Annotated in this window: 20 protein-coding genes and 5 tRNA genes; 8 read left to right on the top strand and 17 right to left on the bottom strand. The window is 26.4% G+C overall.

All coding sequences use genetic code 11. From position 1 onward, the window contains the following. Positions 1-30 precede the first annotated feature (30 nt). The 4 genes from AACT_RS10345 to AACT_RS10330 all read right to left on the bottom strand — a co-directional run bounded on the left by AACT_RS10345 (position 31) and on the right by AACT_RS10330 (position 5,047). Positions 31-1,407, bottom strand: coding sequence for a PhoH family protein (locus AACT_RS10345; protein WP_172126725.1), 1,377 nt, complete (start codon positions 1,405-1,407; stop codon positions 31-33). A gap of 80 nt (positions 1,408-1,487) precedes the next feature. After that, on the bottom strand, positions 1,488-1,997 hold the full coding sequence (locus AACT_RS10340) for an NADPH-dependent FMN reductase (protein WP_172126724.1): 510 nt from the start codon (positions 1,995-1,997) through the stop codon (positions 1,488-1,490). 79 nt (positions 1,998-2,076) lie between these two features. Continuing rightward, positions 2,077-4,068, bottom strand: a complete 1,992-nt coding sequence (locus AACT_RS10335; protein WP_172126723.1) for a transporter substrate-binding domain-containing protein — start codon at positions 4,066-4,068, stop codon at positions 2,077-2,079. Positions 4,069-4,162: 94 nt separating this feature from the next. Beyond that, entirely contained in the window at positions 4,163-5,047 is an 885-nt protein-coding gene (locus AACT_RS10330) for a sensor histidine kinase (RefSeq protein WP_172126722.1), read from the bottom strand. Here AACT_RS10330 and AACT_RS10325 point away from each other — a divergent pair. Further along, complete coding sequence (locus tag AACT_RS10325) at positions 5,023-6,069, top strand: IS630 family transposase (protein WP_172126719.1); 1,047 nt, start codon at positions 5,023-5,025, stop codon at positions 6,067-6,069. The two genes, AACT_RS10330 and AACT_RS10325, sit on opposite strands and share 25 nt — an antisense overlap. On the opposite strand, the gene AACT_RS10320 is transcribed toward AACT_RS10325, so the two are convergent. From AACT_RS10320 to AACT_RS10290, 8 genes are all read right to left on the bottom strand, one after another. After that, positions 6,053-7,471 carry an ABC transporter substrate-binding protein gene (locus AACT_RS10320; RefSeq protein ID WP_172126721.1) on the bottom strand — a complete coding sequence of 473 codons (1,419 nt, stop codon included), beginning with the start codon at positions 7,469-7,471 and terminating at the stop codon, positions 6,053-6,055. The genes AACT_RS10325 and AACT_RS10320 overlap by 17 nt on opposite strands. 128 nt (positions 7,472-7,599) lie before the next feature. Continuing rightward, a tRNA-Leu gene (locus tag AACT_RS10315) sits at positions 7,600-7,686 on the bottom strand. A 34-nt stretch (positions 7,687-7,720) separates the two neighbouring features. Continuing rightward, positions 7,721-7,796, bottom strand: a tRNA-Phe gene (locus AACT_RS10310). A 9-nt stretch (positions 7,797-7,805) separates the two neighbouring features. Then, positions 7,806-7,890, bottom strand: a tRNA-Tyr gene (locus AACT_RS10305). Between the two features lie 23 nt (positions 7,891-7,913). Beyond that, positions 7,914-7,988 (bottom strand) — tRNA-Gln (locus tag AACT_RS10300). A gap of 73 nt (positions 7,989-8,061) precedes the next feature. Next, on the bottom strand, positions 8,062-8,193 hold the full coding sequence (locus tag AACT_RS15640) for a hypothetical protein (RefSeq protein WP_272953545.1): 132 nt from the start codon (positions 8,191-8,193) through the stop codon (positions 8,062-8,064). 218 nt (positions 8,194-8,411) lie between these two features. Beyond that, on the bottom strand, positions 8,412-9,716 hold the full coding sequence (locus tag AACT_RS10295) for an IS1380 family transposase (RefSeq protein ID WP_172125880.1): 1,305 nt from the start codon (positions 9,714-9,716) through the stop codon (positions 8,412-8,414). A gap of 103 nt (positions 9,717-9,819) precedes the next feature. Continuing rightward, the gene (locus AACT_RS10290) at positions 9,820-10,092 is read right to left on the bottom strand and encodes a hypothetical protein (RefSeq protein ID WP_172126720.1); all 273 of its coding nucleotides are present in this window, start codon (positions 10,090-10,092) and stop codon (positions 9,820-9,822) included. A gap of 282 nt (positions 10,093-10,374) precedes the next feature. Between AACT_RS10290 and AACT_RS10285 the strand changes: the two genes are divergently transcribed. Genes AACT_RS10285 through AACT_RS10275 form a run of 3 tightly spaced genes read left to right on the top strand, consistent with a single transcriptional unit; the run spans position 10,375 to position 14,097 of the window. Then, the gene (locus AACT_RS10285; RefSeq protein WP_172126719.1) at positions 10,375-11,421 is read left to right on the top strand and encodes an IS630 family transposase; all 1,047 of its coding nucleotides are present in this window, start codon (positions 10,375-10,377) and stop codon (positions 11,419-11,421) included. 52 nt (positions 11,422-11,473) lie between these two features. Further along, positions 11,474-12,985, top strand: coding sequence for a sensor histidine kinase (locus AACT_RS10280; protein WP_172126718.1), 1,512 nt, complete (start codon positions 11,474-11,476; stop codon positions 12,983-12,985). Beyond that, positions 12,985-14,097, top strand: coding sequence for a sensor histidine kinase (locus AACT_RS10275; protein WP_172126717.1), 1,113 nt, complete (start codon positions 12,985-12,987; stop codon positions 14,095-14,097). The genes AACT_RS10280 and AACT_RS10275 overlap by 1 nt, the downstream gene beginning before the upstream one ends. 12 nt (positions 14,098-14,109) lie before the next feature. Here the strand turns inward: AACT_RS10275 and AACT_RS10270 are convergent, their stop codons facing one another. From AACT_RS10270 to selA, 5 genes are all read right to left on the bottom strand, one after another. Then, the gene (locus tag AACT_RS10270; protein WP_172126716.1) at positions 14,110-15,363 is read right to left on the bottom strand and encodes a response regulator; all 1,254 of its coding nucleotides are present in this window, start codon (positions 15,361-15,363) and stop codon (positions 14,110-14,112) included. A gap of 8 nt (positions 15,364-15,371) precedes the next feature. Beyond that, positions 15,372-16,118, bottom strand: a complete 747-nt coding sequence (locus tag AACT_RS10265; protein ID WP_172126715.1) for a hypothetical protein — start codon at positions 16,116-16,118, stop codon at positions 15,372-15,374. A 70-nt stretch (positions 16,119-16,188) separates the two neighbouring features. Next, entirely contained in the window at positions 16,189-17,814 is a 1,626-nt protein-coding gene (locus AACT_RS10260) for a UvrD-helicase domain-containing protein (RefSeq protein ID WP_172126714.1), read from the bottom strand. Between the two features lie 48 nt (positions 17,815-17,862). Then, entirely contained in the window at positions 17,863-19,692 is a 1,830-nt protein-coding gene (gene selB / locus AACT_RS10255) for a selenocysteine-specific translation elongation factor (protein ID WP_172126713.1), read from the bottom strand. Then, positions 19,692-21,038 (bottom strand): L-seryl-tRNA(Sec) selenium transferase, encoded by a 1,347-nt coding sequence (selA, locus tag AACT_RS10250; protein ID WP_172126712.1) that lies wholly within the window; start codon positions 21,036-21,038, stop codon positions 19,692-19,694. The genes selB and selA overlap by 1 nt, the downstream gene beginning before the upstream one ends. A gap of 56 nt (positions 21,039-21,094) precedes the next feature. Here selA and AACT_RS10245 point away from each other — a divergent pair. From AACT_RS10245 to AACT_RS10230, 4 genes are all read left to right on the top strand, one after another. Continuing rightward, a tRNA-Sec gene (locus AACT_RS10245) sits at positions 21,095-21,194 on the top strand. A 181-nt stretch (positions 21,195-21,375) separates the two neighbouring features. After that, positions 21,376-22,716, top strand: a complete 1,341-nt coding sequence (locus AACT_RS10240) for a transporter substrate-binding domain-containing protein (RefSeq protein ID WP_172126711.1) — start codon at positions 21,376-21,378, stop codon at positions 22,714-22,716. Then, the gene (locus tag AACT_RS10235; RefSeq protein WP_172126710.1) at positions 22,655-24,577 is read left to right on the top strand and encodes a diguanylate cyclase; all 1,923 of its coding nucleotides are present in this window, start codon (positions 22,655-22,657) and stop codon (positions 24,575-24,577) included. Before AACT_RS10240 ends, AACT_RS10235 begins: the two co-directional genes overlap by 62 nt. Before the next feature lie 72 nt (positions 24,578-24,649). Further along, positions 24,650-24,826: a hypothetical protein gene (locus AACT_RS10230; protein ID WP_172126709.1), complete on the top strand. Its 177-nt coding sequence runs from the start codon at positions 24,650-24,652 to the stop codon at positions 24,824-24,826. The last annotated feature ends 10 nt before the right edge of the window (positions 24,827-24,836 follow it).

Raw genomic sequence — 24,836 nt, 5'->3', positions numbered from 1 at the left:
AGTTCTATTTTTATTAGTAATTAATTTTTATCAATCTTTTCTATTTTCAAAAATTCTTTCAGTAAACTGAGCAAATTTACCACGAACTGCTTTTTCTAATTCTATTGCAAACATTTTAAGCTCAGGATGTAGCACATTTGTTTGTTTTAAGAGGGTTGTAAGACCATTATTATACTTATTCAAGTATAAGTTATCTATTTGTCTATTTGAGCCAATTACAATAGCCATACAAGATTCATCTAATCTTGAAAGTATTAACTGTGTTGTTTTTTCACTTGAGTTTTGCCACTCATCCATAATAACAATAGCACTACTTAGTGTTCTTCCTCTAGCTTCACCTGGCCATAAAGTTTCAATACAATATCTTGATTGTAATTCACTAATTTTTGATTCTATTGATTCTTGATTTTCTTTATTTTCACTTTTTTTAAGATGTTTTTTTGCAATAAACTCTAAGGTATCTTGTAAAGCCATATTATAGATTCTAAATTTTTCATCATTCCCTGCTAAATATCCAATATCAGCACCTTTATCAAGGGATTCAATAGAATTTCTAACATATACTATTTTGTCATATAGTCCTAGATCTATAAGTCTCATTGAACTTACCACTGACATTAAAGTTTTTCCGCTTCCTGCTTTTGCATCAATAACTAAAAGCTCATACATATTTGACAATATTGCTTTTGTAAATAGTTTTTGTTTTAAATTTACAGGTTTTACATTTAATGATTTAAAATCATTCTCTTTTAGAACATCAATTTTCCCATTAATAATAAGTGCATATTCAGTATTTCCATCTTTGCTTTCAAAACTATAAGCAAAGTTCTCAGGCTCATATTCCTTATCTATTAGACTAATATCTTTATTTTCCAAACTATTAAATAAAGATGAATCCAATTCCATACTTTTTACAAAATTAAACTTTGGAACTGTTGATTTATCATCATGCAATGTTTCTGTTTTGATGCTTTTAAATAGTGCAAATGTCCTTGCATATACATCAAGGGATAAAAAGATTGTTTGGCAGCCTTTGTAATACTCTTGGGCTATTGAAGCAACTTCTATGATTCTTTTATCATTTGATTCAGAAATATGTATTTGCTCAATTACAGTGTCATATTTATCTTTTGAAATAATATCAATATTAATCTCATCATTAAAAAGTTTCACAACTTTAAAGCCAAGTTTATAATCAACCTCTTTTATTTTCATCTTTGCTAATAATCTTGCAAAATCTCTTGAATAAAATCCTAGTTCACTAGTCAGTTTCTTTTTATCCTCTAATTCAAGAAGAACTGTCTCTGGGATTACTATATGGTTAGTTTTATTGTCTGAAATTTTGTAGAGATTTTGAAGATTTTGTAAGATGATATTTGTGTCTAGGACATATACTTTTTCTTTCATAAGAAAATTTTAGCATAAAATAAATTACATTTGAGAGACAAAATTGTGTAAAAAATAGATTTTAAAGCTTAAGATTTCTCTTAAGCTTCAGATAGTTTTGCAAGTGTATTTATCATAGCAATTGCAGTTTCTTCGTTTAAAGGTTTTTCATAAGTAGTTAAAATTTCTCTTGCAAGAATATTTGCACCTAAATGTTGAAATTGAATTCTCATAGCTTGAAGACCTTTTGCTCCACCACCACCACTGTGAGTAGCAAGGGCTACAATTTTTTCATTAAAAGCATCTCTCCAGTCTTTTGTAGCTCTAGAAGTCCACGCCATTGCATTATTAAGTACAGGAGGCATAACACCATTGTATTCAGGAGCAACAATAATAAAAGCTTTTAGTTCTAATATTTTTGTAGCTAAATCCAAAGCAGATTCAGGAATTCCATTTTCTTGCTCTTCAACTGTACTATAAAGAGGTAATCTTAAATCAACTAAATTTATTAATTCTACTTCACAATTTTGACCTAGTGCTAACTCTTTAAGTTTTAATCCTAATTTTTGATTGTTATTAGAACTAGCAACTAATATTCCTATTTTTGCCATAATTATCCTTATTTATATTTTTAAAGTCAAATTATAACGAAGCAATACTTTTATTTGATAAATTTATTAAAATAAAAATTTATTCTTTTTTAAATCTTATTGTAAAAACAGCTTCATCTTGATTATTTTCTACTGTTAATAAAGCATCGCAATTATTTTCTATAATACTTTTTGCAAAATATAATCCCAATCCTGAACCGTTTTTTTCATGTTTAGTTGAAAAATAAGGATCAAAAATTTTATCTAATATATCTTGGGGAATTCCTCCACCGTTATCAATTACTTGTAAATATAAATATTCATCATCTTCAAAGGTATTTATTTTTATATATGGATTTTGCGTTTGTTTTTCCAAAAGAATATCTTCTGCATTTTGTAAAAGAGTTAAAATAACTTGTGTTACTTCGTTCATATAAGTTTTAATATCTGATCTTGAATTAAAGTTTTTAATAATTTTTATATTTTTATATGTTATGGAATCTTCAATAATATTTAATGATTTTTCCGCCATTTCATTTAAATTTGTTGTTTCCCGTGATTTATTTGTTTTATAAAAATTTTTAAAATCGTTTATTGTATTACTTAAATATTTTGTGTATTTATTTATATCTTCTGTAGTATCTTGTATTAATTCATTGTCCACTTGATTTAAAATTAATTTTAATTTTAAGTTTTCACTCGCAGCACTGATGGCAGTTAATGGTTGCCGCCATTGATGTGCAATCATACTTAGAAGTTCACCCATTTGTGCCAGTTTTGCTTGTTGTTGAATAAATTCATTTTGAAGTTTAATTTGAGTTAAATCTACAACAGATAAAATAGTATGAATTTTATTTTCTATTAAAATAGTTTTTCCTGAAATTAAAGCTGGAAAAATAGTTTTATCGCTTCTTAGTAGGTTTATTTCAAAGGGCTCAAATATTTCATCTTTTAGTTTAATATTCACTTCAAACAGGAAATTATCTGGTATAAAATCAGATATTTTTTTACTTGTAGATTCTTCATCAAAATAATAATTGAACATGATTTTCCCTGATTTATTTAACTTAACAAGAGTATTACTATCATCAAATATTACAATGGCTTCAATGGCTGTATTTAATAAATCAAAAAAATTCTGATTTGAATTAATTAGTTCTTCATTTTTGATTTTATAATCTTTTGTTTTTTCTTCAACATCTTTTATTAATTTTTTATTATATTTATTTAGAAGTAATTGTTTATATATAAAAAAACATGCCAAAATAAATACTAGAAATAGGATTTGATAAACTAAAGTATAATCAATAGAAGTATTATATTTAATATTTATCCAGTTGTTCAGTACTTTGTTATGAAAAGATTCATCAATATTTTCTACTTGATTTTGTAAGATATCAAAAAGTATAGGGTCATCATTTCTAACTCCTATTCCTAATTCTAAATTTACTTTATCTGTTTTCTCTGCAATTTTAAGAGAACCTATAAAATCTGTGATAAAAAAATATCCAATACTAGCTAAGGTTCCAACTTGTCCATATAATTCACCATCTATAACTTTTTTTAAACCATCTTTTATTGTTGGTACTTCAACATAATTTATATTAGGATAGATTTTTTTTAGTTCTTCAACATAAGCATAACTTTTAGGTACACCTATTTTTTCATTTGTTAAATCTTTGAAATCTGAAATAAAAGGTTTATCATTATTTGTAGCAATTACTACAGGTGTAATTAAATAAGGACTTGTAAAATTTAGAAATTGTTTTCTTTCTTCTGTCTGCATAGCTGATATAATATCGCATGTTCTATCTTTTGCTAAGTCTATAGATTCTTTCCATGTTTTAACAGGTACAACATTGATTGGGATATTTAGATTTTTAGAAAATATTTTATAATAGTCTGATGTAAGTCCAATATATTCGCCATTTTCTCCAAAATCTTCAAAGGGCATAGAATCAGGGCCAATACATAATTTTAGTTCTTTTTTATTGTTAAGATAATTTAATTGAGATAGCGTAGGCCCAATATAATTTCCTAGTTCTTGCGCAAATATATTAAGTGTTATTATTAATAAAATTAATAATCTCAAATATAATCCTTTACATCATGTTTTAGATATGATAACACCTAGTATATAAAAAGTTGGTTAACAATATTTTTTTACTTAATTAATAATAAAAAGATTATTCTTTTTTAAATCTTATTGTAAAAATAGCTTCATCTTGATTATTTTCTACTGTTAATAAAGCATCGCAATTATTTTCTATAATACTTTTTGCGAAATATAATCCTAACCCTGTACCATTTTTTTCATGTTTAGTTGAAAAATAAGGATCAAAAATCTTATCTATTATATCTTGGGGAATTCCTCCACCATTATCAATTACTTGAAGATACAGATGTTTTTCATTTTCAAAGGTGTTTATTTTTATATATGGATTTTGCGTTTGTTTATCTAAAAGGATATCTTCTGCATTTTGTAAAAGAGTTAAAATAACTTGTGTTACTTCACTCATAAAAGTTTCAATTGATGAAGTTGACTTCAAATTTTTAATGATTCTTATATTTCTAAATGTTATAGAATCTTCAATAATATTTAATGATTTTTCCGCCATTTCATTTAAATTTGTCAATTCTTTTGATTTATTTGTTTTATAAAAATTTTTAAAATCATTTATTGTATTACTTAAATAGCTTGTGTATTTATTGATATCATTTGTTGCTGTATGAATAGTATTATTATCTATTTTATTTAATAGTGTTTTTAATTTTAGATTTTCACTTGCAGCACTAATAGCTGTTAAAGGCTGTCTCCACTGATGTGCTATCATACTTAGAAGTTCACCCATTTGTGCTAGTTTTGCTTGTTGTTGAAGGAATTTATCTTGAAGTTTTATTTGAGTTAAATCAACTATAGTAATAATAGTATGAATTTTATTTTCTATTTGAATTGTTTTTACAGCAATTAAACCAGGAAAAATAGTTTTATCACTTCTTATTACTCCACCGATAAAATACAGTAATATTATGATATAATTTGAGTATGAAAAATGAAAGAATAGATGCAAGAAAATTAACAACAGAGCAACAACAAGAGAAAAGGAATATAGCTGCAAAATTATTTCAACGGGAATTGCCAGTAAAAGAGATAATGGAAATATTAGATATAACTCAAGGGGTAGTGTATGCTTGGAAGAAATTATATAATGATGGTGGAGTGAAAGCTTTAAAGATAAAAGATAGAGGTGTAAAAAAAGGGACTGGCGCAAAACTAACTAAAGATCAAGAGTATCATATTATCAAACTTATTATTGATAAAAATCCGCAACAACTACAATTTAAATTTGCTCTTTGGACAAGAGAAGCTGTAAGACAACTAATAAAACAAGAGATAGGAGAAGAATTGCCTATCTCAACAGTTGGGGATTATTTAAAAAAGTGGAAGTTTACAAGTAAAAAGCCAATCAAAAGGGCATATGAAAGGAAAGATGAGAAAACAAAAGCTTGGTTAGAAGAAGAGTATCCAAAGATAAAAATACAAGCTAAAGCTGATGGTGCAGATATTTGGTGGGCTGATGAAACTGCATGTGTATCATTACCTACTAATCTAAAAGGATATGCACCAATAGGAAGTAAAAATAAACCTGTACTAAAACATCCAGCAAGAAAGTTTAAAATAAATATGATTAGTGCAATAACTAATACAGGTAAAACAATGTTTGCTCTTTATGATGAAAGTGTAAATGTAGAGAAGTTTATAGATTTTTTACAAAAAGTAATTGAATCGAGTGAGAAAAAAGTATATATGATAGTTGATAATCTTCGTGTACATCATGCAAAACTTGTAACTGCTTGGATAGAGAAACATAAAAATAGAATAGCTATTTTTTATCTTCCGCCATATTCACCAGATTATAATCCAGATGAATATCTAAATCAAGATTATAAGAGAAATGCAAATAAAAATAGAATACCGACAAATCTTACAGAACTTAGAGAAAATACTGAGAATTATATGGATAATTTAATAAAAGATACTCAAAAAGTATCTAACTTTTTTAAACACCCAAGTATTAGTTATGCAGCTTGATTTTTATGGTATTTTGTTGGGGGAGTAATAATAGATTTATTTCAACCTGTTCAAATATTTTATTATTTAGTCTATCTTTTACTTCAGAAATAAAATCTTCGGGTATAAAATCTGATATTGTTTTATTTTCAGAATTCTTTTTAAAATAATAATTAAACATAAGTTTCCCAGATTTATTTAACTTGACTAAATTGTCATTTTCATCAAATATTGCAATAGCTTCAATTGCTGTATTTAATAAATCAAAGAAATTTTGATTTGCATTTATAAGCTCTTGGTTTTTTTTCTTATACTCAAGGGTTTTATCATCAACTTCTTTTTTTAATTTTTTATTATATTTTTTTAGAAGTAATTGACTGAAAATAAATATTATTAATATAATTACTAAAAAGGGCATGGCTTTTTTTATTAAAAGATAGTTCTTTTCACTTTTTTTCACATCTAAATCTTCTGTTGAAGAAAAAATAAAATCATTAACAAGTTGTTTTTTTTCGTTTAAAGTAAAGCTTACGTCAGTATATAGTGCATCTATTTGTTTAAATAAGAACATTTCATCAATAGATCCAATTTCATACATTTTTGGAAGAATTAATCTATCTGTGTAAATAGCTTCATTTTCTAGGAACTCTTTTGTTAAATTTTGAGTATTGTATTTTTTTAATATGATTTCAATAATTTCTTGAGGATGATTTAAAGCATATTCCCATCCTTTTAAACTAGCTTTTTTAAAGGCTTCTGTTCTATTTCTATTTAATGATACTTCATTATCTGAGGTAAATAGTTCAAGCTGTAAGTTAAATAGTCCATATTCACTAGGATTTATAAGATTATATTTTATATTTAATTTGTCTAGTTTGTAAGGTTGATCTGAAATAAAAGCAGTCATAGCATCAACTTTATCTTCTGCAAAATCTTTCACATCAAAACTATGAGGTATAAGATTTAAATCATCGATTTTAATTTTTTGTAAAGAAAATATATAATTAAAATTTAAATCAAAATCATTTTTCCCCACTGCCATTATTTTTTTACCAATTAAATCTTTTGGATATTTTATATCAGGTTTTGTAATAAGAACAAGTGCCGATCTTTTGAAGTATGAAGATATTAGTTGTATAGGTTCTTTTTTTATATATTCTACTAAAATATTTGAGTTATAAATACCATAGTTTGATTTTCCTAAACTTACATCTTCTATTATATTTTGGCCAAATTCATACTCTTTTAACTCAACATCTAAACCAGCATCTTTATAAAAACCTTTTTCACGTGCTGCAATAAAACCTGCAAACTCAAATTGATATTTCCAATGAAGTTGTAAAGAAACTTTAGATAGTTTTTTTTCTTGTGCAAAGATATTTGAATAGAAAAGAAAAAGAAATAGTATAAGTATTTTTATCATAAATAATTTTTTCCAATATTTTAATAATTGGAATAATAGCAGAAGAATTTTAATATAAGCAAAAATAAATTATTTTTTATATTAATTTGAACAGTAAATTTTGATTTCATAGTTGATTGTAAATAATATGGTGCGAATGATCGGAATTGAACCGATACTCCGAAACCGGAATTGGATTTTAAGTCCAACGCGTCTACCTATTCCGCCACACTCGCACATGTACATATTAATTAAAGACTTCAAAAGAAGTGGTGGTTCGAGACAGAATCGAACTGTCGACACAAGGATTTTCAATCCTTTGCTCTACCGACTGAGCTATCGAACCATTTAGAAGTGGTGGTGAGAGAAGGATTCGAACCTTCGAAGCCGTAGGCGGCGGATTTACAGTCCGCAGGATTTGACCACTCTCCAACCTCACCGTTGAAAATGTACTTAAATTAAATGGATGGGGTACTAGGATTCGAACCTAGGAATGACTGCACCAAAAGCAGTTGCCGTACCGCTTGGCGATACCCCAGTAATTTAAGTGGATGGAATTATAATCATAAGTTTATTAAAGTTAGCTAAAATTTTTGGAAAATCCAAAAATTTTAGAAATTATATGCTAAATTAACTTTTGTTGCTTTTTCTTCTTTATTATGACTTACAAAGATTGAAGTGTTATTATTTAAATAATTAGATATTAAAGCTCCTGTTAATGCACCAGCTACATTAAATGCCATCCCAAATAAATCCATAGTACAATTTCTGCTCTTTACTTGTAAAAAAATATCAATTTTTTCAGAATAAAAATACTAAATTAGGCTATAAAATTATACTTCACATTTTTTGACTCCAATTTTAATGAGATATTGGTACTTTTTGCGAGATTTACAGTTTTTCAGGCGATAGTATCCTGTTGTTATTTTATTGAAAAATAGGATTTTTAAGTTTTTAGCTGTCATTGTAAGCTCTCTTCATAAGCTCTGTATCTGATGTTTTGTAACAATTCTTTAAACTGTTCATTAACTTTTAGAGTTATCTCTCTGGCATGTGAAACTACTTTACCTGCGATATTATAAAGCTTGTATCTGATTGTTTTTACTGTATGTTTTTGCATATTAGAGTCTAAAATCTGTTTGAATAGTAAAAACAGATTATATGCTAAAGTACCAATGGCAAAGTAAAAGGCATTTGCTTGTGTGTTGGATGTTGGAAGATAACTCATATTAAAGCCATTCTTTAACTCTTTAATCTTGTTCTCACTTGTTTCACCACGTTGACGATGAAGTTTAATAATCTCTTCAGAGCTTAAATCATTATCATTTGTAGCAATACAGTAATAAATCTCATCTTGATATTGCATCATCACTTCATCCGATATATACTCCTCCATTGTCGGAAGAATCGGTGTTATATCTTTTTTAATTACTATCATCCGAAAAGCATTATCTGTATCTTGCATTGTATGTGTAAACTCTGAAACTTTCTCTCTTTTGGAAAAAAATTGCCATGTATCATCTTTAATATCTTTGATTGAATCAAATACATTCTTGTTCTTTTTAGCTGTTACAGTAAAAAGAATATTTTCTTTATCGCAGTGGTTAAAAATAGCAGCTTGATACGAAGCACTATCAGCACGAAACCTATCAAACTTTACTCCGATTGGAAGTTGTCCTTGGCACTGCTTGATAAACTCTAAGTTTTTGCTTGCAGGTGCCTCATTACCCTCTTTGAAATCAACATCAATTACATATCCGCCATTAATATGTCCAACCATAGGCATATAACCAGGTGCATTTTTATAAGACCACTTTGCAGTATTTTTATGTGCTTCAATAAATGTAGCATCTATGTCTAAGATAAGCTCTTCACTTTTGATACTTTTTAGAAATCTTTTTAAGAACTGTTTGTTGATCTTTCTTATTCCATCTTCCCCGATAGTCTTATGCTTATGAAGATATTTTGTGAACGCTGATGCTGTTGGAATATTATCCATTTTTAGAAGTGTTGAGAGTGCTGTATCTAATCGTATCTCTTTAATATCATCAAGAACTCTACCCCCACTGTGAAGCATTAGAATCAATGGATAAATAAATTCAAACGGAGTATATCCGTTTGGATGTTTAGCTAAAGGAAGGTTTGTATTGCAAAGACTCTCAAGGTTTATACCTTTGAGATACTCCCCAAATATTGCTACACCTGTTCTAGGAGTTAATTTTTCGTTTGTGGATTGTAGTTTGAAATTTAAGATAGTCTGTGCCATAATCTAATCCTGAGTTAGAAAAAGTTACACCCAGTAGGTGAAAGTTTTAGGTGTAACTTTTTCGCTTTAAAGTACCTAATTATAGAGCAAGTCGGCTTGTTGTCTAATTTAGTATGGAATTATTAGGGGCCATATCTTCATTTGAAAATTTATCATCTGTTAATTCTTTTATTAATCCAGGTGTTGAACCTAATAAAGTTGCATAAGAAACTTTTTCTATATCATTTAAACTTGTGAAATTTTTATGAATTATTGTTTCACTTGTAAATCCAAATACTGCTGAAAAACCATAATGTTTTACAGAGTTTGAATCACCAGCATTTGCTCCTATAAGTCCTAAAAAACCAATACTTAATAATACTTTCTTTAATTTCATGTTTCTACCTTAAATTTTTTGATTATTCTAGCATATTTAATTTCATAATACAAATCTTTATTTTTATAGGATTCTATTAATTAGTATTTTTTATGGTATTATTATTTCAATAATTAAAAATTATTTAATTTGAAAAGGTTGTAGATTATGTTTATGGAACATTTAGCCTTGACCTACAAATGTCATAGCTCAATTGGTAATAGTTTAGATCTAAATTACATGCTAAAAGAAGTATTATTACTCCACCGATAAAATACAGTAATATTATGATATAATTTGAGTATGAAAAATGAAAGAATAGATGCAAGAAAATTAACAACAGAGCAACAACAAGAGAAAAGGAATATAGCTGCAAAATTATTTCAACGGGAATTGCCAGTAAAAGAGATAATGGAAATATTAGATATAACTCAAGGGGTAGTGTATGCTTGGAAGAAATTATATAATGATGGTGGAGTGAAAGCTTTAAAGATAAAAGATAGAGGTGTAAAAAAAGGGACTGGCGCAAAACTAACTAAAGATCAAGAGTATCATATTATCAAACTTATTATTGATAAAAATCCGCAACAACTACAATTTAAATTTGCTCTTTGGACAAGAGAAGCTGTAAGACAACTAATAAAACAAGAGATAGGAGAAGAATTGCCTATCTCAACAGTTGGGGATTATTTAAAAAAGTGGAAGTTTACAAGTAAAAAGCCAATCAAAAGGGCATATGAAAGGAAAGATGAGAAAACAAAAGCTTGGTTAGAAGAAGAGTATCCAAAGATAAAAATACAAGCTAAAGCTGATGGTGCAGATATTTGGTGGGCTGATGAAACTGCATGTGTATCATTACCTACTAATCTAAAAGGATATGCACCAATAGGAAGTAAAAATAAACCTGTACTAAAACATCCAGCAAGAAAGTTTAAAATAAATATGATTAGTGCAATAACTAATACAGGTAAAACAATGTTTGCTCTTTATGATGAAAGTGTAAATGTAGAGAAGTTTATAGATTTTTTACAAAAAGTAATTGAATCGAGTGAGAAAAAAGTATATATGATAGTTGATAATCTTCGTGTACATCATGCAAAACTTGTAACTGCTTGGATAGAGAAACATAAAAATAGAATAGCTATTTTTTATCTTCCGCCATATTCACCAGATTATAATCCAGATGAATATCTAAATCAAGATTATAAGAGAAATGCAAATAAAAATAGAATACCGACAAATCTTACAGAACTTAGAGAAAATACTGAGAATTATATGGATAATTTAATAAAAGATACTCAAAAAGTATCTAACTTTTTTAAACACCCAAGTATTAGTTATGCAGCTTGATTTTTATGGTATTTTGTTGGGGGAGTAATAATTACTTTTGTTGAGGATACAAATGCTTCTAATGGTTTTTTTTTATTTATTAGATGAATCAAATATGTCTTATTTATATTTATCTTATTTCCCCGAAGATATATTTGATAAAAAATTATTAGAAACAAATATTGAAAATTTATCATTTACAAAACTTATTGATTTTGATGATAAAAAAATATTATTAATTCCTTTAGATAAGGGAGTTTTTGCAATTGTTTATGAAAAAACAGATGTGAATTTTGAATTTTTATTATCTATGTTTCAAGATCTAATTGTAAAACTAAACATTAGTATTGATGCTTGTTTAAATGTTCAAAGAATGAAAAATAAAAATGCAATGCTTAACAGCTTAACAAATGAATTAAAAGAACAGCAAAAACAATTAATTGAATCAGATAAATATAAAAATGATTTTTTAGCAAATATGTCCCATGAATTAAAAACTCCCTTAAATTCAATAATTGTTATTTCATCAATTATGGCTAAAAATAAAAATAAAAAATTAGATGATGAACAAATAAAAAATATGAAGATTATTAATACTTGTGGAAATGATTTATTATTTTTAATAAATGACATTTTAGATATTTCAAAAATTGAAGCAGGGGAAATATCTCTTAATTTATCAAAAATTGATATAAATAAATTAATCGAAGAATTGGTATCTGAGATGAACCCCTTGGCAAATCAAAAAGAGCTTACTTTAGAATTTACTTGTTTTATTAATGAAATTACTCTTTTAAGTGATAGCCATAGAATAAAACAAATTTTAAAAAACTTATTAAGTAATGCAATAAAATTTACTCAAAAAGGTACTGTTAGTATTATTTTAGAGGAAAATACAAATGATATTACTATTAAAGTAATTGATGAAGGTATTGGAATTGCAAAAGATAAGTTAAATCATATTTTTGAAAGATTTAAACAAGCAGATGGAAGTACTACTAGAAAATATGGTGGTACAGGTCTTGGTTTAGCTATTTCAAAAGAATTGGCAATTTTATTAGGAGGAGATATTAAAGCTTTTTCTACTTTGGAAAAAGGTAGTACTTTTGAATTAATTTTGCCTAAAAAAACAAATATTCAAAATATTTCCGATGATAAAGTTACTATATCATCAAGAGAAAATAATACAATTATTGAAGATATAGTATTCTTTGATATGGAAGAGGAAAATATTGATATTAAAAATCCAATTATTGAGAAAAATAAAGACTTATTGATTATAAATAGTGATCCTGCTTTTTTCTTCCCCCTTGCTGTTTCTTTAAAAAAAGAAAATATCAAATTAGATTATAGTAAATCAATAGAAGAATCTTATAAAAAGTTAGATAAATCTTATGATTTACTGCTTTTAGATGACAAAGACTTAAATGATGAAGTTGAAGATTTTATATCTTATTGTTTAGATAAAAATATAAATTTTTTAATTTTATCTTTTAAACTTATGGAAAATAATAATAAATATGTAAATAAAAGCTTATCAAAAATAGAACTTCTAAATGATATTTTAAATAAATTGGAAAAATAATGGAAAAATTTGCTCTCTTACTTGTTGATGATGTTCCTGAAAATATATATTCTTTAAGAATGATGATTGAAGATAGTTTTGATGTAAATATTTTTACTGCTCTTAGTGCACAAGAGGGAATAGAAATATTGATGAAAGAAAATATTGATTTAATATTAACAGATGTTCAAATGCCAGAAATTGATGGTTTTGAATTTATTGAATATTTGAAAAATATTGATAGAACAAAAAATATTCCAGTTATTTTTATTACTGGTATTTATGATAAAGATGAATATCAAACACGAGGTTATAACTTAGGTGCTGTTGAATATATAACTAAACCTATACATGATATTTTATTAAACTCAAAATTAAAAGTTTATATTGATATTTTTGAAAAGCAAAAAATAGATGAAGCTAAAATTGTATCTAAAGATAAAATTTTAATTCACCAATCACGAATGGCAACTATGGGAGAAATGATAGGTGTTATTTCTCATCAATTAAAACAACCTTTAAATATCTTGTCTTTATATTGTTGTGATGTAAAAAGTAATTTTAAATTAAATGAATTAGATGAAAATTTTATCAATGAATTTTCAAAAAATACAGGTGAACAAATAAAATTTTTAAGTGATACCATTGACAATTTTAGAGACTTTTTTAATCCAGATAAACAAAAAAGGGATTTCAGCATTAAAGATGCAATTGAAAGATCATTAAGACTTCTTGGAAATCAATTTGTAGTAAATCAAATAAAATTAAATTTAGAACTTAGTGATCTAAATGTTTATGGAATAGAAACAGAACTAGATCAAGTTATTCTAAATATTATAAATAATGCCATTGATGCTTTCAAAGAAAGAGAAATAAAAAATAAAGAGATAAATATTACAGTATTATCAAAAGGTACATATACCATATTAATTATTGAAGATAATGCAGGTGGAGTTAAATTAGAAAGTTTAGAAAAATTATTCGATCCTTATTACACAACTAAACCTTATGGTACAGGAACAGGTTTATATATGGTTAAACTTGTAATAAAAAATAGTTTTTCTGGAGATCTAAAAGTAAATAATAGTGAAAAAGGACTAAGGTATATTATAGCCCTTCCTCAAAAAAGATAGGATAAAATAAGATTATGATCCAGCTGTAATATCTCTTATTTTAGATTCTAGAGATCTTATCACATCACTTAAATCATTTATTCTTCTATTTTTACTATTGTTTGTTTCCATAAGAAGAGCTAATTCTTTTTTAGTTGCTGCAATTTCTTCTTGTGATGATTCATTTTTTTCTTTAAGCTTGTCATTTTCTTGTCTTAAACCAGAAATAACTTTTGAATATTCTTCAACTTCTTTACTTTTTACAGTCATATGGCCATAATATTTTTCATCCACATTATGCATTTGCATTTCATAATGTTCTAACTGTCTATTTTTACTAATTGTTTTTGCTTTTTGATCTTCTAATTCTTCATATAATCTAGGGATATAAAGTTCTAGTTGTTTTAATTTATCTGTTAATTCAGCAATTTCTTTTTTGTATCCATACTCTTTTTTATTGAATTCTTGGATACTCATTAATACTTTTTTATGGAACTCACGTTTTTCATTATTTTCTTTTGTAGTAGAAAATCCAATTGTTATATACTCATCAATTGAATTGGTTTTCATTTTAAATATTGTATTTTTTAAATAAAAGGCTTCTTTATTTTTCCCAATAAATTTTGTATTTCCACTCCAGATTTTTCCTTCTCTAATAAATTTCCATGTATTTTGAATCTGTTCTTTAGGAATATCTGGATGAATTAAATCATTAAAATGTAATTTTTCTATTTCTTCTTTTGAATATGATAAAGCTTCAGAAAGACCTTTATTTGCAAAGATAATCTCTCCTTCATTGTTCATTTTATAAATTAAAGCAACACTATCAACGGCTTCTAAATATACAGCTAACTCTTTTTGCTTATCAGCTAATTGTTTTTGAATAAATTTCTTTTCACAAGCATCAAAGATTTTTCCTAATAAAACATCTGTTTCTATAGGTTTAATTACATAGTTAGAAACATTCAAATCAATAGCTTTTAATATATTATTGGTTTCATTTCTTGCTGTTACAAAAATTGCAGGAACTTCTGAATCTATTTTTCTAATATTTTTTAACATTTCAAGGCCATTCATAATAGGCATATTTATATCTGATATTATTAAATCAATAGGCTCATCTGTGTTTTTTTCTTTATTGAAGTTTTCTAATCCTTCTTGTCCATTTGCAGCTGTTATAACTTTCTTAAAAAGCTTAGTTAATATTTTTGCAAGTACATCTCTAGCTAGTTCTTCATCTTCTACAAATAGTACAGTTTGGGTTCTTAGGTATTCAATATTTGACATAGATTTTCCTATTCGTATGGTGTTACAGAAGGTGGAAACTCTTCAAATGCTTTTTTTATTGAAGAGATAATTGCATTTTTATATTTATGATTTTGCATAGGATTTGAAAATTGTAGATAATCAGTTGCTCCTTGTTGAGTTTTTTCTTTTTTATAAACGTAAACAACTTTTTTACCAAGTTTCATACTACTTTCATAAAGTGTTCTTGCATAATCATTTATGTATGGGAACTCTTTTTCTTTGATTTTATCTCCCCAACAGAAGAATACAAACTTACCACTTGGAATTAAATTTGCAGCATCTAAATACATAATATCTCTGTCAAATTGTGTTGTTTGAAAAGAGTTGTAACTTTCTAAATCACTATTAAATTTTTCTAATAAAACAGGAATATCTATGTTTCTTTCTATTAAATTAAATAGATTTCTTATTTCTACTATTTTCCCTGCGCAATGTTCTCTCATAGCTTGTTTAAATATAGTGATATGATTTTCACCTTTTAACTCAACCATTTTACCAAAATCTTCAAAATCTTGTTCTAATAAATATTTATTTGAATCATATCCAACTGGCGTCACCATTGGACTGTATAAAATTATAGTTCCTATTATATTTTTTTTTCTATCTTTTGCTGTTTTTATTTTTTCTTTTAATTCTTTAACTGTTATTTCTTCATCTTCTGCATTAAAATACATATAACTTTCAGTTAAAAAAATCTCTTCATATTTAGTTTCAATTGTTCCAAAATATTGCATTGAATTTCCTTGTTTATTTCTATTATTATTTTATCAAATAATTATACATAGCTTGCTTATATATTTTATTTTAAAATGCATTAACTTTTTTTACTCGATTTTTTTTCAGCCACTCTTCTTGTAGTTCTTTACTTTTTTTATTATCAGCTTTTTTGTTTATGAATCTTGATTTTACAAAACTTGAACTATCATCATTTTCATTGTAAGTATATGTAAGATTTAAATCTGCTATTTGTATTACGTTTTTAGCCCTGGTTGCTGCTACATAATAGATATTTAACTCTTCGTTTATTCTTTGATATGAGATTTTATTTTTTGTATTTACTATCTCTTTTTTTGAAATAAAATCATCTGCCATTATAACTTGCTCATACTCTAAACCCTTTGATTTATGAGTGGTTGTAAATATTATATCGGCATCTTTTTTATCACTTACTAGATGTTCTTTGATTTTTTTATTTATTTCAAATATATTATCTCCGTAAGTATTTATGAACTTAATAATATTTAAATAATCTTGATTTTTTGTATCTTTTGCAAACTGCTCAAGTTCACTTATTGTGTCAAAATCTTTGATTTCATCTATTGTGATTTTGTCGTTTTTTTTCTGTTTTAAATAAAAAATAGAGTAAACAGTTTGATTCATAAATGAGTAAGAATTATAACCGCCTTCAAAATATATTTTCTTTTTATCGTGAATAAAATAGACTAATTGCTGAACCAATCCAAAGGTACTTCTAGCAATAACACAAAAGGGTTTATTAAAATCTATATGCTCTTTTCCTATTTGAGTTGTGCACTCCAATCCAGTTATTTTTAGAGTTTTACTTGAGTTTATTTCATATAGTTTATTTAGATTATTTTGTAAGATTTTTGCGTAATTATCTCCAAATCTAAAGCTTTTTGTTAAATCAAATGAGGGTAAATCTATTTTATTTAAAGCATTTGTAGCAAATCTAAAAGTATAAATTTGTTGAAAAGAATCTCCAACATAAATACGTCTGCAAGTTTGATTTTCAACAATTCCAATCATCACATCTGAAATATCCTGAGCTTCATCTACTAAAATTAAATCATAGGGTAAGTTTGTTGATACTTTTTTATTAAGATAAAACATTTTTAAATAAAAATCGTGAGTGGCATCTATGATTTTATTTTTCATAGCACTTAGAATAGTTTTTAAATGCTCTAATACTCTTTTTTCATTTTTACTTAAAAGCTCAAGTATCTTAGCTCCCAAATCTGACTGTTTTTTATATGATTCTATTAATTTATCATCAAGTGCTATTAAAGAGGAGTTACAATAAAAATTTACTAAATCTTTTATCAAAGCCACATATTCAGGTATTGGATAATATGATTTTTGATTTACTGTTAGCTCGTGTTGTGTTATAACTCGCTCTATGATTTGATTTTTTAAATCGTGGGCAAGATTGTAGTTGTAGGCTTCTATTTTATTATATGCAAGTGAGTGAATTGTGCTTACGTGCATAGAAGGAAGCTTATACTCTTTTAGTTTATCTTGAAGTGATACTTGTAAAGATTTATTATATGCAAGATATAAAATTTTTAGGTGGGAATTTTTTTTTGCATACTCTAAAAGTGTTGTTGTTTTTCCACTTCCTGCAACGGCATTGATTTTAAATGAGAGTTTATCACTATTGATTATCTCTTCTTGCTCTTTTGTTAATTTCATTGTGAAATTTTAGCAGGCATTTCTAAATAACTTATAAAAAGAAAAGTTTTAAACAAAAACTCTTCTATTCTCTACTTTTTTAATATTTGAGTAATTATCTAAATAATCAAGATAGGTAATCAAATATTTTCTGCTTAAATCAAATCTAGTTTTGAAGTTTGAAATATCTATAAAGCCATCTTCTTTTATGATGTTTTTCATCTCTTTCACTATTTTATTTAAACTTTCAAAATGTATAAAAAGATTATGTTGTAATCTAATAACTTGTTTTTTTGCTGTTAGAGATTTCAAAATATCATCACCTAGTTTTCTATCAATATCTAAATCATCATAGATATTATAAGGAGCTGTTGGTGTAATATCTTCTTGTTTTAATCTATGTAAAAATACAGTTTCTAACTCTTTTGTAAAATCTTCTTTGATATTTGAATTTTTATAAAGTGAAACATCTCTTGTTAAAAAATCTTCGTTTACAAGTTCATCTAAAGCACTTTGAATAAAAGCTGTACTTGCCCATTTTAGTCTTAGATTTATTGAAGCATTTGAAAGTAGGGCATAGGTATTTTTTGTATAGATTATTTTTATAAAATCTTTTATAAAATCTTTTGTCTCCATTGGATAAATAACAAGCTCTTTAACATCAACAAAAACATTTTCAAGTTCATTTGCAAACTCTATTGCTCTTTCATGGGAAAGTGCAAATCTTTGAGTTGAAGAGATAATTCCTAAGCCTTTTTTGTGGGCATCTAAAAGCTCTTTATATGCAGCTGTAAAATCACTATTATCTAAAGCTTCTAATAATCTTCTTTTTTGATTTTTTTTCATAGGATCAATAATAGGATTTAAAACTTTCCCACCACAAATAGTATCATTTGCATTTCGTAAGATTATTTTCTCTCCAAAGATACAATATAGTTTTTCATCCGCTTTTAGTGTGGCATAACCTGTTTCTAAAGTTGTAATACAATCAAATAATAGAACTTTTACTTCAACTTTTTTTGCCCCAATAAACAAAGTATATGTTTGGTTATGGTGAAGTTTTTTATCTTTTAGACATTTAAAGGAAATATCAATACCATCAAAACCTCTAATATGACCTTTTTTTGTGATTAAATCTCCTCTTTTGATTTGATTAATATTTACACCTTGTAGGTTTAAAGCTGCTCTATTTGAGATATTTGCTTCAAGAGCATTAATATTGTGAACTTGAATATTTTTTATTTTTGATTCCATTTGTGAATCGCAAATAAATATTTTTTCATTTAATTCTATTTTTTTACCTAAAATTGTACCCGTTACAACTGTTCCAATTCCCTTTGGAGAAAAAACCCTATCAACATAATATCTAAAGAAATTTTCCTCTTGTTTGATACTATTATTTATGGAAAATAGGGAGTTTTTTAGTTTTTCTATGGACTCTTTTTCATAGATGGAAACTTCGTGAATAAATTTAATTTCAAAATCAAAAGTATCTAAAAACATTAAAAGTTGCTCTTTTTTCTCTTCTAATTGCTCAAGGGTAACCAAATCTTTTTTTGTAATAACAACTATAATCTCTTTTAATCCCAAAAGATTAATAATCTCCAAGTGTTCAACAGTTTGGGGTTTTATTCCCTCCGCAGCACTTACAACAATCATCACATAATCAAATCCAAAAGCTCCCGCAATCATATTTTTTACAAGTTTTTCGTGTCCTGGAACATCAATGAAAGCGATATTTTGTTGACCTTTTGTAAGATTTGAAAAGGATAAATCTATTGTGATTCCTCTTTGTTTCTCTTCATTTGTACTATCACCTTCAAACCCATTTAAAGCTTTGATAAGTGCAGTTTTACCATGGTCAATATGTCCTGCTGTTCCTATGATAATATTTGACATTAATTAAAAACCTTAGTTATAATTTTTGCGATTTGTTCTATTTCATTTTCTTGGATGGTTCTAAAATCTAAAAGAACTTTTTCATTTTCAATTCTACATATTAGATTATTTTGTCTAAAAAGTTTTTCTATTTTATTTGGTTTAAAATCTTTATATGAAATAGTTACTCCAAAAGATGGAATTTTTCTATTTGGAGTTGTTCCCCCACCTATTAGTGTTTGAGTTTCTAATACTTGAGCTGTGCAAATAGTATCTATTTTTTCTTTTAAACTATTAGCTCTATTTTCAAGTGTTTCAAGGGAAGTAAAAAGCATCTTTAATGTGGGAATATCATCTAAGTCATTTTTTAAATATGAGTTTAGGTTATCTTCTAAAATACTAAGAGTGATTTTATCAACCCTTAGCATTCTTAAAAGTTGATTTTTTTTGATTTTAGATATTAACTCTTTTTTACCTATTATGATTCCTGCTTGAACACTTCCTAAAAGTTTATCCCCTGAAAAACTAAGAAGTGAAGGTTTGTATTTCATAATTTCTAAAATTGAAGGCTCTTTTTGAGATAGATTAAAAGGCAAATCAATCATATGACCACTACCCATATCATAATAATCTATAACACTGTTTTGTTGAGCTGTTTTTACAATATCTTCAAAATCAACATCACTTGAAAAGCCTTCAATAGAGTAGTTTGATTTATGAACTTTCATAAGCATAGATGTGTTTTCATTTATAGCATTTTCATAATCTGCTAAGTGTGTTTTATTTGTAGTACCTATCTCTTTTAAAATAGCTCCACTTTGAGCCATTACTTCAGGTACTCTAAAACTTCCACCAATTTCAACTAACTCACCACGACTTACAAGCACTTCTTTGTTTTTAGTAAAGGTATTTAAAATCAAAAATACAGCACTTGCGTTGTTATTTACAACAATAGCATCTTCGCATCCTGTTAGATTTTGAAGAGTTTTTACTATATGTGAGTATCTTTCACCTCTTTTACCTTCTATTAAATCATATTCAAGATTATTGTATGAAGTTGCTATTTGGATGGCTTTTTCTAGGCTTTTTTTATTTATTAAACTTCTTCCTAGATTTGTATGAACTATAATTCCTGTTGCATTTATAAGAGTTTGCAATGATGGTTCGATTAGATTGTTATAATCTTCTATAACTTGAAATACTAAAATATCTTCATTTATTGAATCTATCTTGTTTTCTAATATATCTTTTCGTAAATTTTCTATAATTTTTTTAGAAATTTTTGTAATTAATTCTTTTGAAAACCCATCAAAAGCCTTGTTATTGATAAACTTATCAATTTTTGGAATAGATTTTAGTAAAATCACTTTTACCCTTTCAGATAGTTTTAAAATTTTTTATGTAGAATTAGATTTCTAAAAGTGGGAGATATGTGTACCTGGTGGGCACCACAGGCTTCAACCCTGATTGTCGGTTTATGTGTAATACGCCGAGGTAGGTTCGATTCCTACATCTTCTCGCCACTTTATTGCCTTAAAATCATACTTATTAATATAAATTCACAAATCTTATCAAATTAAAAATTGATTTCAACTTAACATATGGTAAAAAATAATTTACTCTCAATAAATTATAAACTATAGTATAATAAGAGTAATGGAACGATATAACTATTATATCTTAGATATTGAAAGGTGATTAAAATTGAAAACAATATTTATAATTTTATTGATATATTTTAATACATTGATTTTAACTGCAGCTTCTGTTGAGTTAAGTAATGAAGAAAAAAACTGGCTAGTACAACATCCTATTATTACACTTGGTTCAGATTCAAGTTGGGCTCCTTTTATTATTGATAATAATGGTTTTATAACAGGTTATGACAAAGATATTTTAACTTTGATAAATGAAAAAACAGGTGCAAATTTTCAGTTGATACTAGGAGACTGGAAAGATATGGTTGAAAAAGCTATGAATAAAGAAATAGATGGATTAAGTACAAGCGTTGTTCATAAAGAAAGAGAAAATTATTTTAACTTTTCAGATACTTATGCAAATACACAAAAATATTTAATTACTTTAGCTAATAATCAAGAAGATATATATACTTTGAATGACCTTACTGATAAAAAAATAGCTTATCAAGAGGCAAACTTATTTGATAAAAAACTTTTGACTCAGTATCAAAACTCAATATTAGTACCTTATTCTTCAATTGAAGAACAATTAAAAGACTTAGTTAATGGAAAGATTGATTTTGTTTTAGGAAATCATGATATCTTTTTTACAGCAGAGAAAAAAAAGTTACCATATTTAAAAATTGCATATAAAGTATTAAATAGTGAACTTGATTTGGTATTTTCACTTAGAAAAGATTATCCTGAAGCTATTTCAATTTTAAATAAAGGTTTAAAAGCAATTTCTATAGAAGAGAATATAGCAATAGATAAAAAATGGTTCTCTTCTTCACATTTATTAAATAAAAATAGTTTATTTTTAACAAAAGAAGAAAAAGAGTATATAAAAAATAAAAAGTTATTAAAAGTATCAAATCTAGATACATTCACTCCTTTTAATTTTTATGAAAGAGGACGACCTAGAGGGTATAGTGTTGATTATATGAACATAGTTGGGGAATATTTAGACACTAAAATAGAGTTTGTTAGTAATAAAACTTGGGCTGAAAATCTAATAATGCTAAAAAAAGGGGAAATTGATTTAATTCCCCATGCTGCTATTACTGAAGAAAGAAAAGAGTATATGTCTTTTACAGATTTTGACCATATAGAACATATTACAGGAGTTGCAATTAGTAAGAATAGTGGTTTAAAATCAGTAAAAGATTTAAAGGATAAAGTAATTGCAGTCACAAATAATTCCTTTGTAGAAGCATATTTCGAAAAAGAATTTCCTCATTACACAATACTTTCAACCCAATCAACTGCAAAATCTATTGAGGCTTTATCTTTAGGACATGCTGATGTTGCTATTGGAAGTTTACCTAGTCTTAACTATTATATTCAAAAAAAATTGGCTAAGTAATGTTAAAACAGTAGTATTAAATGATTTAGGAATACCATTAAAAACAATTTTCCCAATGGCTGTATCAAAAGACAATCTAATATTAAAATCAATATTAGAAAAGGTAGATGCTTCAATTTCATATCGAGAAAAATCAAAATTAAGACAAAAATGGATGAGTATCACACCTCTTGAATTTACTAATTCTGAAATTACTGCTGAAGAGTTAGCCTATTTAAAGACTAAAAGAAGTATAAAAATGTGTGTGCTTCCTGATAGTCCTCCTTTTAGTAGTATTGACATTAATACAGAGTATAAGGGAATTGGTGCTGATTTTATTGCATTAATTTCTAAGTATATTGATAAGCCAATAGAATTAGTTCCCACAAAAAAATGGTCTGAATCTTTACAAAATATAAAAGATAGAAAATGTGATATTCTACCTGTTGCTATAAATGTACCTAGTCGTAAAGATTATTTGAATTTTACAGAGCCCTATGTAAAAGAACCTTTTGTTGTAGTGACTAAGTTAGATGAGTTTTATGTCAAAGATAGTTCTGATTTAAGTAATAAAAAAATAGGTGTTAATGAGGATTATGCTCTTATTGAAATTTTAAATGAAAAAAATCCTTTAATCCAAGTAGTTGGAGTAAAAAATATTGAAGAAGGATTGAAAAAAGTTAGAAGTGGTGAATTATATGGATATGTAGATACCCTATCAACAGTTGCTTATGGTATTCAAAAATACTCTTTATTTGATTTAAAAATAGCAGGAAACTTGGAGTTTAATATTGAGCTTGCTATTGCTTCAAGAAATGATGAAGCTCTTTTAACTGATATTATGCAAAAAGCCTTAGATGCAATTAGCGAAGAGAGAAAAAGAGCTATTATTAATAAATGGGTAGAAATAAAAGTAGCTCAAGATTTTGATTATAAAACCTTATGGCAAATCTCAGCTTTTTTCTTATTTATTATATTAGCAGTCTTATATAAAAATAGAGCGGTTATTCTTGTAAATCAAGAGTTGACAAAAGCAAATAAAATAGTAGAGAATCAACAAAAAATGGTTGATGATTTTGTTTTAATACTTAGCACTGACACAAAAGGTATTATTACAGATGTTAATGGAGCTTTTTGTAGAGCCATAGGTTACACAAAAGAGGAATTGATTGGAGAACCTCACCGTATTATGAGACATCCTGATATGAAAGATAGTTATTTTAAAGAGTTATGGGAAACAATTACTAACAATGCTAAATGGTCAGGAGAGATTAAGAATCTGACAAAAAATCAAACTACTATAATTTTTATCGTTAATATTGAGCCAATATTTGAAGATGATATAAAAATAGGTTATAGATCGATTTCTGAAGATATTACAGATAAAAAAAGAATTGAAGAATTATCTGTTACTGATAAATTAACAGGTCTTTATAATAGACTCAAACTTGATGAACTGATGTTAATAAAAATTGAAGAGTTTAGCCGATATAAAACAGATTTTTCTATTATATTAATTGATATAGATGATTTTAAAATGGTAAACGATACATATGGACATGATGTTGGTGATTATGTGTTACAAACCCTATCTAATATTTTAAAAGAGAATGTTCGAATATCAGATATTGTTTCAAGATGGGGAGGAGAAGAATTTATTATTATTTGTAGTAATACCGATTTAGGAGATTGTAAAGTTATAGCTGAAAATTTAAGAGTATTAGTTGAAGAAACAAATTTTGAAAAAGTTGGAAGAAAAACTATTAGTTTAGGAATAACTCAATTTTACCAAAATGATGATGCTAAGTCTATATTTAAAAGAGCAGATGATGCTTTATATAAAGCTAAAACCACAGGAAAGAATAAAGTTTGTGCAATTTAATTAAAAGCATTAATACTTCAATTAATATTACTATGTTAAAATATTGTATTAACACTAAAAGGTGCCTATAGCTTGAAAAAAATATTTATTATTTTATTAGTATGTTTTACAACAATTATATTAAATGCATCGCAAAATATTTTAACTGAAACTCAATCAAAGAAGAATCAAGAAGTGCCTTTTAATTCTCAGATTATAAATGAAAATATAAAAAACTATCTCTTACAAATGAAGAAAAAAAGTATTTAGAAAATAAAAA

Source organism: Arcobacter acticola (genome assembly GCF_013177675.1).
GTDB classification, from domain to species: Bacteria; Campylobacterota; Campylobacteria; order Campylobacterales; family Arcobacteraceae; genus Aliarcobacter; species Aliarcobacter acticola.
This window is presented reverse-complemented; position numbering and strand designations above follow the sequence as displayed.